We start from the raw sequence: 1,251 nt of genomic DNA on the forward strand, positions 1-1,251 counted from the left end.
ACCTGAAAGTCCGTGCGCCCCAAAAGTTCTATGCAGCCATCAGGGGAGCAACGAGCTAGATCTCCAGTTTTAAAGAGACGAGATGGCCCATGCGCCCATGGTTGGTCAATAAATTTCTCTGCCGTGAGATCTTCACGGTTCATGTACCCGTGAGCTAAACATCCACCTGCCATATGGAGTTCACCTACCTCGCCATCTACTACGGGATGGAGGTGTTCATCCAAAATATAGGCTTGGTTGTGGGAGTATGGATAGCCGACCGGTACATAGCCCTGTTGCTGATCAAAGGTAGACGGCACTAGGTAGGCCGTATTGCCAATGGTTTCTGTCTGCCCGTACACATTAAAAAACTGAACGCGATCGCCGAAAAACTGGCGGAGATTATGCAGTAGGATGCAGGGCGTTAGCTCTCCTGAGAGGATCAAGAAGCGTAGGTTGAGTTCAGACGCTTCCAGTCGCAGTTCAGCCGATTCGTTGATGATTTGCAGCGCGTAGCGCCAGATAGATGGAACGCCATCAAAAATAGTGACGCGCTGCTGTCGCATCAGGTGCAGGAGGTGGATCGGATTTTTAGTTTGATCACGAGTAGCGATGACAACTGTGGCACCTGCCATAAGGGGCAGAAACAGTTGCCGCACTGACGATGAAAAAGAGAACGAGGCAACGTGTAAATAGATATCCTGGGTCTGCACTGGAACAAGTTGATGTAGTGCGGTGATATATCGCACAATGTTAGCCCGAGGCATCTTCACGCCTTTAGGTTTGCCTGTAGAGCCAGAGGTATACATGACATAAGCCAAGTGATCCGCACTCAACTCAAGGGCTAGGGGCTCCTGACTCTCTTGGGCGATCGCACCCCAATCAGTGTCTAGGCACATCAACTGAATGGCAGGTAAATGGGGAAAGCGATCGCGTAGATCGGTGTGCGTTAACACGATCGATAGTTGCGTTTCTTGGGCAATAAAGTGAATGCGATCGCTGGGATAGTGAGGATCTAGGGGAACATAGGTCAACCCAGCTTTGAGAATACCGAGCATGGCCACCACCATCTCGATAGAGCGATCGAGATAGATGCCAACGAGGGCATTGGTATTCAGGTGGGTATGGTGAAGATAGCAGGCTAGTTGATTAGAACGCCGATCTAGGTCTTGGTAGGTCAGTTGGCGATCGCCACAGACTAAGGCGATCGCAGTGGGAGGACGCTCTGCTATTGTTTGCAGGAGCATACACAAAGGATGGGTGATAGGTTGA

At 50.6% G+C, this 1,251-nt stretch carries 1 protein-coding gene; it reads right to left on the minus strand.

Going from position 1 to position 1,251, the window contains the following annotated elements; translation table 11 throughout:
* Nucleotides 1-1,226: amino acid adenylation domain-containing protein (locus V6D20_15550; protein HEY9817196.1), on the minus strand; the 1,226-nt coding region annotated here is incomplete at its 3' end.
* Nucleotides 1,227-1,251 lie beyond the last annotated feature (25 nt).

This window comes from Candidatus Obscuribacterales bacterium (genome assembly GCA_036703605.1).
Classification (GTDB): Bacteria; Cyanobacteriota; Cyanobacteriia; order RECH01; family RECH01; genus RECH01.